Genomic DNA, 327 nt, shown 5'->3' on the forward strand with positions numbered 1-327 from the left:
GAGGCGGCGCTGACGGCGGCGTCCACCCCGCTGCCGATGACAATGCCCACCAGCCTGCCCCCCTGCTTGTCCGCCAGGTCACGGCCGGGGGTGAGCAGCTCCAGGCCCACGTTCTTGGCGGAGCCGTCCTCTTTGGTTTCAATATAGACCCACAGGTCCTTGGTCTTTGCTTCCATGTCTGTTCTCCCTCCCTTAAATCACGTGTGCCTCGCTGAGCAGCGCTGCCAGCTTGACGGCGGACTCCTCGTTGGTCTCCTCCTTGATTTTCACGCCGCCCTTCTTTTTCTGGGGCACAAAGGACTTCTTGACGTGGGTGGGGGAGCCCTT

At 62.1% G+C, this 327-nt stretch carries 1 pseudogene; it reads right to left on the reverse strand.

The window, feature by feature from the left end:
• Nucleotides 1-176: pseudogene (locus H6B51_RS17965) on the reverse strand (electron transfer flavoprotein subunit alpha); the annotation flags it as partial.
• Between the last annotated feature and the right edge of the window lie 151 nt (nt 177-327).

The sequence above is a fragment of the Pseudoflavonifractor phocaeensis genome (assembly GCF_016901955.1).
Classification (GTDB): domain Bacteria; phylum Bacillota; class Clostridia; order Oscillospirales; family Oscillospiraceae; genus Flavonifractor; species Flavonifractor phocaeensis_A.